The sequence below is a fragment of the Nonomuraea sp. NPDC049152 genome (assembly GCF_040648355.1).
In the GTDB taxonomy this organism is placed as follows: domain Bacteria; phylum Actinomycetota; class Actinomycetes; order Streptosporangiales; family Streptosporangiaceae; genus Nonomuraea.
In genome coordinates this window covers 261,018-268,748 of sequence record NZ_JBEZDO010000011.1, presented here as the reverse complement: position 1 = coordinate 268,748, position 7,731 = coordinate 261,018, and the positions used below count along the sequence as shown (strand labels likewise).

Annotated in this window: 15 protein-coding genes; all 15 read left to right on the top strand. The window is 70.5% G+C overall.

Annotated features, from left to right (window positions below):
* Positions 1-97: 97 nt before the first annotated feature.
* Positions 98-757, top strand: a complete 660-nt coding sequence (locus AB0B45_RS22325) for an NUDIX domain-containing protein (protein WP_358133344.1) — start codon at positions 98-100, stop codon at positions 755-757.
* 98 nt (positions 758-855) lie between these two features.
* Positions 856-1,029, top strand: coding sequence for a hypothetical protein (locus AB0B45_RS22320; protein WP_183654249.1), 174 nt, complete (start codon positions 856-858; stop codon positions 1,027-1,029).
* Between the two features lie 82 nt (positions 1,030-1,111).
* Entirely contained in the window at positions 1,112-1,273 is a 162-nt protein-coding gene (locus AB0B45_RS22315; RefSeq protein WP_358133341.1) for a hypothetical protein, read from the top strand.
* Positions 1,270-1,566, top strand: a complete 297-nt coding sequence (locus tag AB0B45_RS22310) for a WhiB family transcriptional regulator (RefSeq protein WP_358133338.1) — start codon at positions 1,270-1,272, stop codon at positions 1,564-1,566. Before AB0B45_RS22315 ends, AB0B45_RS22310 begins: the two co-directional genes overlap by 4 nt.
* The gene (locus AB0B45_RS22305) at positions 1,566-1,739 is read left to right on the top strand and encodes a hypothetical protein (RefSeq protein ID WP_358133336.1); all 174 of its coding nucleotides are present in this window, start codon (positions 1,566-1,568) and stop codon (positions 1,737-1,739) included. Before AB0B45_RS22310 ends, AB0B45_RS22305 begins: the two co-directional genes overlap by 1 nt.
* A 13-nt stretch (positions 1,740-1,752) precedes the next feature.
* Positions 1,753-1,977, top strand: a complete 225-nt coding sequence (locus AB0B45_RS22300) for a hypothetical protein (RefSeq protein WP_358133334.1) — start codon at positions 1,753-1,755, stop codon at positions 1,975-1,977.
* The gene (locus AB0B45_RS22295) at positions 1,974-2,495 is read left to right on the top strand and encodes a hypothetical protein (RefSeq protein WP_358133331.1); all 522 of its coding nucleotides are present in this window, start codon (positions 1,974-1,976) and stop codon (positions 2,493-2,495) included. Before AB0B45_RS22300 ends, AB0B45_RS22295 begins: the two co-directional genes overlap by 4 nt.
* Entirely contained in the window at positions 2,492-2,872 is a 381-nt protein-coding gene (locus AB0B45_RS22290) for an RRQRL motif-containing zinc-binding protein (RefSeq protein ID WP_358133328.1), read from the top strand. The genes AB0B45_RS22295 and AB0B45_RS22290 overlap by 4 nt, the downstream gene beginning before the upstream one ends.
* Positions 2,869-3,054: a hypothetical protein gene (locus AB0B45_RS22285; protein WP_358133326.1), complete on the top strand. Its 186-nt coding sequence runs from the start codon at positions 2,869-2,871 to the stop codon at positions 3,052-3,054. The genes AB0B45_RS22290 and AB0B45_RS22285 overlap by 4 nt, the downstream gene beginning before the upstream one ends.
* Complete coding sequence (locus tag AB0B45_RS22280) at positions 3,051-4,001, top strand: hypothetical protein (RefSeq protein ID WP_358133323.1); 951 nt, start codon at positions 3,051-3,053, stop codon at positions 3,999-4,001. The genes AB0B45_RS22285 and AB0B45_RS22280 overlap by 4 nt, the downstream gene beginning before the upstream one ends.
* A 6-nt stretch (positions 4,002-4,007) precedes the next feature.
* Entirely contained in the window at positions 4,008-4,193 is a 186-nt protein-coding gene (locus AB0B45_RS22275; protein ID WP_358133321.1) for a hypothetical protein, read from the top strand.
* On the top strand, positions 4,190-4,465 hold the full coding sequence (locus AB0B45_RS22270; RefSeq protein ID WP_358133318.1) for a hypothetical protein: 276 nt from the start codon (positions 4,190-4,192) through the stop codon (positions 4,463-4,465). Before AB0B45_RS22275 ends, AB0B45_RS22270 begins: the two co-directional genes overlap by 4 nt.
* The gene (locus tag AB0B45_RS22265) at positions 4,462-4,854 is read left to right on the top strand and encodes a hypothetical protein (RefSeq protein ID WP_358133315.1); all 393 of its coding nucleotides are present in this window, start codon (positions 4,462-4,464) and stop codon (positions 4,852-4,854) included. The genes AB0B45_RS22270 and AB0B45_RS22265 overlap by 4 nt, the downstream gene beginning before the upstream one ends.
* Entirely contained in the window at positions 4,851-5,324 is a 474-nt protein-coding gene (locus AB0B45_RS22260) for a hypothetical protein (protein WP_358133312.1), read from the top strand. The genes AB0B45_RS22265 and AB0B45_RS22260 overlap by 4 nt, the downstream gene beginning before the upstream one ends.
* Positions 5,321-7,609, top strand: coding sequence for a hypothetical protein (locus AB0B45_RS22255; protein ID WP_358133310.1), 2,289 nt, complete (start codon positions 5,321-5,323; stop codon positions 7,607-7,609). Before AB0B45_RS22260 ends, AB0B45_RS22255 begins: the two co-directional genes overlap by 4 nt.
* Positions 7,610-7,731: the final 122 nt, after the last annotated feature.

Below are 7,731 nucleotides of genomic sequence, written 5' to 3'. Positions count from 1 at the left end.
AGCCACAACAGCAGCAGCGGACCCTCATCAGCCACACCCCGTCGTCCTGGGCATCCAGAGCGACTCACTCCAGACAAATCGATCTTAGGGAACCCACATGACCATGCACGTGACGTTCACTCACCCCGACGTGTTCACCAAGGGCGTCCAGGAGGGCTGGGCCGACCCGCGCACCGACCCGACGCTGATCGACTGGCCCGCCCGCCAGGCCGCCGCCGCGATCCCGTTCCCGGTGATCGACGGCCACCCGGTCAACCCGTGCGAGTCCACCGGCATCCGGTACGGACGCAACGAGCTGGGCCACTGGGGCGAACAGCTCGCCGCCGACGCCATCGTCACCGCCAACACGGCCTCCGGCCGTTGGCTGTTGCTGGTGGAGCGCTCGGACGGGCACGGCTGGGCGGTGCCGGGCGGCTACGTGGAGCCCGGTGAGGACCCGGAAGCCGCCGGTGTCCGCGAGCTAGCCGAAGAGACCGGACTGGTGCTGGACGGGGTGGCCCGCCAGGTGCTCCCGGCCCGGTACGTGCCCGACCCGCGCGCCAGTGACGAAGCGTGGATGGTCACCGTCCCCGTCACCTTCAAGTTGAGCGCCCTGTTCGCCGTCGACCTGCCCGCCGTGGTCGGTGCTGATGACGCCAAGCGCGCCCGTTGGGTGCGCGCCAACAGCTACGCCGACCTGGTCAACCAGCTCAAGACCTCCTACGACGGTCAGGTGTTCCGCGCCCACCAGCTCATGCTGAGCGACCTGCTCGGCTGAGCTCGGCTCTATCGCCTCGATGGTCGCAGGCGGGGTTCGACTCCCCGCTGGGGCACTCCGGCTGCTCTGCCGGGTTCATCAAGCCAAGGGAGCTTCCCATGCAGCCCGCCAAGAGCGTCGGCCGGTTCCTGCCGACGCTGTTCCTGATCGGCTTTGTCATTTACCTCTTCACTGACCCGCAGAGCGCTGCCGTGGCGGTCAAGTGGGCCTTTGAAGCGACCGTGACCGGCGCTCAGCAGTTCGCCGAGTTCATCAAGGCCATCAGCAAGTGACCTTGCCCCCGCCGGGTGCGGCCCCCATCCGCCAAGACACGAGCCGCCCCCGGCCCTCCCTTCTCAGAGAGGTGTTCTCATCATGTCCTACGGGTCCCTGACCGATGTGCAGTGGATCTGCCAGGTGTGCGACGGCGCGGAGATCTCCGCGCCCGGCTCCGAGCCGCCCTCGCCGCCCGTCTGCCACACCTGCGCCCGGCTCTGCCTGATCGACGCCCTTCGCGCGCTGGGGGTGGCGCTGTGACCGCCGCCCTCATGGCCGCCCTGCTGGGCGGCGAAAGACAGGCCGGACTCCTGGCCGACGTAGCGGATGCCGGACCGGCCTGCCAGCTGGCAGACGCCGACCTGTTCATCGGCCCCGATATCGAGACCGACTCCGAGCGGCGGGAGCGTGAGGCCAGCGCCAAGGCGCTGTGCCGCCGCTGTCCGGCGCTGACGGAGTGCCTGGCCTACGCCGTGGCCACCGCCCCCCGCTACGGGGTGTGGGCCGCGCTGACCGCCGACGAACTCCGCGCCCTCAAGGCGGAGGTGGCCTGATGGCTCGCTTCCGCTGCTCGCACTGCGGCCAGCGCTCCGCGAGCGTCATCGGTTGCCGCCGCTGCGGCAGCGCCAAGGGCCGCCGTACCGAGCTGTGCCCGATGCACGGCGCGGCCTGCCGCCCCGGCTGCCGCGCCTGCCGCATCCGCTTCCGCGCCCAGTCCCACGCCTGAAAGGAGGGTTCTCGTGATCTCCGTACTCGGCTACCTGCTGGTGTTCATCGCCGGTCTCATCACCTGCGACCTGATCCGCATCGCTCAGGAGCGCCGCGCCATCAGGCACATCACCCGCGTCATCTTTCACCAGGCCGGACCTGCCGAAGCCGCCCTCAGCGAATGGTCCGCCGACCCGCACAACATGTGCGACCGGCCCGGCTGCCCGCGCTGCTGGGGAGGGTGGGGCCGCTCATGACCGCCGTCACCGCTACCGACCCGGCCACGGCCTACCCGCTGCTGACCGCGCTTGCGAACGGCACGCCGCTGCGTGAGGTGCGCCTGGATATCACGCTGGCAACGCCGTCGTTCCACGGGCAGTCCACCTTCGTCATACGCCCTGGCGTCATCGATGCCGACGCCCTCGAACTGTTCGGCTTCGCCGAGTGCATGTTCCTGGCCGCCGCCGTCGCCGAGCGCATCGGCTGCGGCTTTGCCCTGATCGAGCGCTACCACGCATCCGATGGCTGGAAGCCCACGCACGTAGCCGCGCACCTGCCTGACGGCCTACTGCTGGACATCGACGGGCACCGCACTTTGGATCACGTTCTGGCCGACGTGCGCGCCATCGGCCCGTGGCCCTTGCGGCACCGGATGGTCCATACCTGGCCCGAGGTTCTGCCCGAGCGCGGTCAGTCATGGCGCGACACGCTCACGCCGTTAGTCGCGGAGATGATCGACGTGTTCGCCGACGTGCTCGTGGAGGCCGCCTCATGAGCCGCATCCGCGCCCGCTTCTGGGACCCTACCGGCGCCCGATACAGCATCCCCACCTACCCGTGGCAGATGGCCCCGCCGCATCTGCTCACCCTGCGCCAGCTCGCCGCCCGCGGGCTTCGCCCCGCCGGGCAGGGCGTTCAGGCACAGATCTTGTGGCGCTCTCGCCGCTATGGCGCGCCGGGTGTGCGGGCCGCCTACCTGTACGACGTGCGGTTCGCGCTGCCCAAGCGCACCCCGACCCCGGCTCAGCTCGCCGCGCTGGCCAAAGCTGCCGCCGCCCGCCGCACCTGCCCCGACTGCAGTACCGATGTCGGCTACGTCCTCCCCCGCCATCTCGGCACCTGCCTCGACTGCGCCCGAGAGGTGGCCGCATGAGCCGCCGCAAGCTCGACACCAGCGGGCGCCCCGGCGTCACCGTCCACGGCGAGAAGCTGCCGACCTTCTACCAGCCCGAAGCCGGACGAGACGGCTTCATCGAGACCGACCGCAAGCACGGCATGAACCGCAACCAGCGATCCGACCGCGACCGCCGCCCCAAAGGAGGGGAGCGCCCGTGAGCGCCGTCAACCCTGACCCGATCCCCGAACCGACCCCCGAAGAGGTAGCCCGCGGGCTGGCCGAACTGGAGCGGCACGTGGCCAGCCAGGCGCCCGCCGCACCTGCGCCGGCCGAATCACCCGGTGCGACCCGGCGCGTGCTGCGGTTGCGCGCCGAGGTGGCCGAAGCGCACCAGCTCGCCGACCTCCAGGCCGACGACACCCCGCTCATGCTCGACACCCCCAAGGTCCGCAAGCGCCGCAAGGCCGCCCAAGAGGCCGCCCGGCTGCACGCGCTGGCCCAAGACCCGCAAATGCGTGCCTGGCAGGCCGCCCGCATGCGGCGCCTGCTGGTCACCGCGGCTCTGGTGTCGCTGACGCTCGCGCTGGCCTGGTCCACCGCCGGTGTGCAGGCGTTCGCCGCCGACGGCGCCAAGCCCTGGTCACCTAGCTGGGTGTTCGCCTGGCTGGTTGAGCCGTTCATGTCCCTGGCCCTGCTCGTGGTAGTCGGCGCCCGCGCCTACATGGGCACCCGCGGCCAGCCGCTCAACAACCCGATCCTGACCCGGATCGAATGGCTGTTTCTGGGGCTCACGCTCGGCATGAACGCCTGGCCGTACACGCCCTGGGGGCTGCCGGACGGCACGCCCTTCACCGTCTCCCGGCTGGTGCTGCACATCCTGGGACCCATCGTCGCGGTGGCCATCGTCACCGCCCTGCCCATCATCCTGGCCGCGTTCGCCAACCTGGATCACGGCAGCCGCGCCACCCTTACTGGCCTTACGTACGGCGCAAACACGGGCGTGAGCACCGCTCTGATCGAGCGGGCCCGGACCCTCATCGCCTCCGGCGAACTGCCCGCCGAACCCAGCGCCTACCGCCTCCAGCGCACCCTTGGCTGCGCCATGGACGACGCCCGCGCCGTCCGTGACGCCCTCCGCAACGACCCCACCACCGGAAAGGACTGACCCGCCATGCTCACCGTGCTCGCCCCCGCGATCGTGATCTCCCTGGTCTGCCTGGCCGTCCCCGTCTCCATCTGGGTGCGGATGATCGCCACCCGCCGCCGGACCGTGGCCGAGATCCACTCCACCATGGCCGCCCACCGCCGCACCTGCTGCACCCACCTGGCCGACACCAACCGCGAGGTGACCTCATGACCGAACCGCGCACCCCCGCCCTCATACGACACTTCACATCCGCCGTGCTGACCGCCCTGATCGGACTGACCCCCACGGCCTGCCACGTGGCCGACAAGGGCACGGGCAACGACCCGACGCCGCCCCCCGTCCTCTGCCAGGACAACCGCTGCCGCTGGGCCGACACCGACCCGACCCCGCCCGCCGAGGAACCCCCGCCGGTCGAATGCACCGGCAGCGGACCAGACGCTCACTGCCAGTGGACCAACACCGACCGCGAGGTGACCTCATGACCGACCTTCAGAGCGTTCCCGACCTGGTTGTGAGCGACGACTTCGACGCCAGCAACCCCGCCGACCTGGCCGCGCTCGCCGAGCTGACCGGCCAGCCGACCGGCACCGGCGACTGCACCCCCGGCGACCTGCTGGTGACCCTGCGCGCCGTCTACGCCGAGATCCTGCGCCGCAAGAACAGCCACCGCCCGCTGTGGGTCGAGCTCACCAACCTCAACCAGTACGAAGCCCTAGGCCGAGACCCCGGCCCGGCCGGACAGGAAGCCCGGTGGCTGGCCCGCTGGATCCACCTGGAGGGCTACATGGTCGGCGTCGGCGTGGTCGCCGACTACGGCCCCAACGAACTGCCCGACGACGACCAGGACACCGACCAGGACGTGACTCCATGACCCACCGCGACCCCGAAACGCCGCGCGTCATCTACATCACCGACGAGATCCAGGCCGCGATGGCCCAGCACGTGCCCGTCAACGGCGACCTGCGCGCCCTGGTCGCTCTCCTGCTCGACAAGGGCAGGGTCGCGCTGGCCGATGGCAAGCAACCCCTTCCCCTCAAGGTCGGGGACTCCACGGCCTGGTTGGAGCTGCTCGACATCAACCCCGACGCCGAAAACTGCCAGGCGTGCCTGTTCGCCGACGGGCTCTGGCCGCGCTGGCCGCACGGCTCCTGCCCCTACCACTACGGCATCAACCAAGCGCTCGCCGCCACCGACATCAACGAAGACGGCCAGCTCGACTGGCCTGACGAGCCGAGCCGCTCGATCCCATCCACCACGCAGGGCGCGACCCCTCCCGCCAAGAAGTCGGCCGCGCCCTGCCACCCCGCCACCTGCGAAGGAACCGAGGTGACCTCATCATGACCGACCAGCCGCACGAGCCCAACACCAACCCCGACCCGGACCGCGGCGACCTGTCCGACTTCCAGTGGTCTGACCGCCCCACCACCGACGCCGAGCACGCCGAGGGCGGGCAGGTCGTGCCGCTCGACTCCCGCCGCCGTCCCCGCCCGCTGGACGCCCCCGACCAGGGGGACGGCCCGGCGACCGACCCGGCCGGTGAGCCGGACAGCCGACCGGGCGAGCGGACCGCCGTCTACGACACTTCCTATGAGATCGAGCTGGACGGGCCGCCGCCCGCTGACCAGGCGCCGACGCTGGTGGACCTGCCCGACGGCCAGGTCCCGGAGTTGGTGAGCGAGAGCCGCCGCCCGATCATCCCGCCCCCGCTGCACCGGGCGAACCTGCCCGCCACCGTCAAGGCTGCGCTCGGCAGGTGGGCGCACGTGGCCGCCTTCCACGTGGTGCGCGCCCCGTGGTACCTGCTCAAGGTCGTCTGGTTCGCCATCGTGGGCGTCTTTGCCCTGGTCAACCGGCAGTTGCGCTGGTGGTGGGTCAACGAACAGTACGCCCTCCTCCAGACCGCCGCCAGCGAAAACGACCCGGAGATGTGGCTCAAGCTGCACAAGGAAGGCAAGGCCACCCGCCGCTGGCGTGGCGTGGTCCTGTTCTTCCAGCTCATCGCGGCCATCGCGGCCGCCGTCGCGGTGGCCAACCTGCAACCGCTCTTCCAGGCCGCCGTCGCTCTCGCGCTGGTGCCGGTGCTGGCCCGGTGCGGCAAGCCCCAGGGCCGTCCGCTCATCCCCACCGCCGCCGTCTCCCGCCGCTACCGCCTGCTGAATGCCGACGTGGTGCTGCGCGCCTACTATGCCGCCGGACTCGGACACCCCGACAAGCCCCACCAGCAGATCCAGTTCGGCTCTCGCATATCGCGCGATGCTGCCGGTACCGGCTCTGAGGTCGTGGTGGACCTGCCATACGGCAAGACGTTCGACCACGCGATCAAGGCACGCCCCGAGATCGCCTCCGGTCTGGACGTCACCGAACAGCAGGTCTACATCACCCGCGACCCGTCCTCCACCCGGCGGCACAAGCTGTTCGTGGCCGACCGCGACCCCCTCGCGATCCCCGCTGGGCGCACGCCGCTGCTGGACGGCAAGCCGCGCAACATCTGGAAGCCCGCCCCGTTCGGGCTGGACGAACGCGGACGTCAGGTCGCGCTGCTGCTGCTGTGGATCTCGATCCTGGTGGGCGCTCAGCCGCGCAAGGGCAAGACGTTCGCCGCCCGGCTGCTGGCCCTGTACGCCGCGATGGACCCCTACGTCAGGTTGACCGTGGTGGACGGCAAGGACAGCCCGGACTGGCGCAAGTTCAAGCTGGTTGCTCACCGCATCATCTTCGGCACCGTCATCAACCGCGACGGCGACCCGGTAGAAGAGCTGCTGGACGCCCTACGGGAGATCAAGGCGCACATCCAGCAGGTCAACCAGTTCTTGTCCACCCTGCCCGTCTCCGAGTGCCCCGACGGCAAGCTCACTGAGGAGCTGTCGCGCAAGTACCCCAACCTGCGGGTGTGGGTGCTGGTCATGGAGGAGTTCCAGGTCTACTACGAGCTGGACGATCAGGACAAGAACAAGGAGATCGCCGCTCTCCTGAGCTTCATCATGGCCGTCGGCCCGTCCGCTGGGGTCATCATCCTGTCCAGCTCGCAGAAGCCGTCCGGGGTGGGCGCCGGTGACGTGCAGCGGCTGTTCGGCCGCTACCGCGACAACCACGCCGTGCGCTTCGCGCTCAAGTGCGGCAACCGCAACGTCTCCGAAGCCATCTTGGGCGGGGACGCCTACAGCGAGGGGTTCGACGCCTCCTCCCTGCCCAACGGCAAGGAGTACCGGGGCGTCGGCTACCTGTACGGCGCATCGGATGACACCCCGACCGTGCGCACCTACCTGGCCGACGCCGCCGACGCCGAAAAGATCCTGACCACCGCCCGCGCCCTGCGTGAGCGCGCCGGGACCTTGACCGGCTACGCCGCCGGGGAAGAGATCAAGCGCGAGGTGCGCGACGTGCTGGCCGACGCCCTGTCGGTCTTCCACCCCGGCGAGTCCGGCCTGTCCTGGGCCGAGATCGCCGCCCGCCTGGCCGAGCGCATCCCGGAGCACTACGCCGACCTGTCCGCCGACGCGGTGTCGGCTCAGCTTCGGGACCTGGCCGTGCCGAGCGTGAACATCAAGCGCGACGGCAAGGTCCTCAAGGGCGCCAAGCAAGCCGACATCGCCCAAGCGATCCGCCGCCGCGACGGCGCCGCGTGAGCCGTACGGCAGAGCCGCCGGACCCCGTTCGACGGCTCTGCCGTACCCCGCCCGCACCCCGCCGCGAGAGTCCTCCGGGGTCATGAAAGGTAGCGGCTGGCTCGCTACCGGGTAGCGGCTGC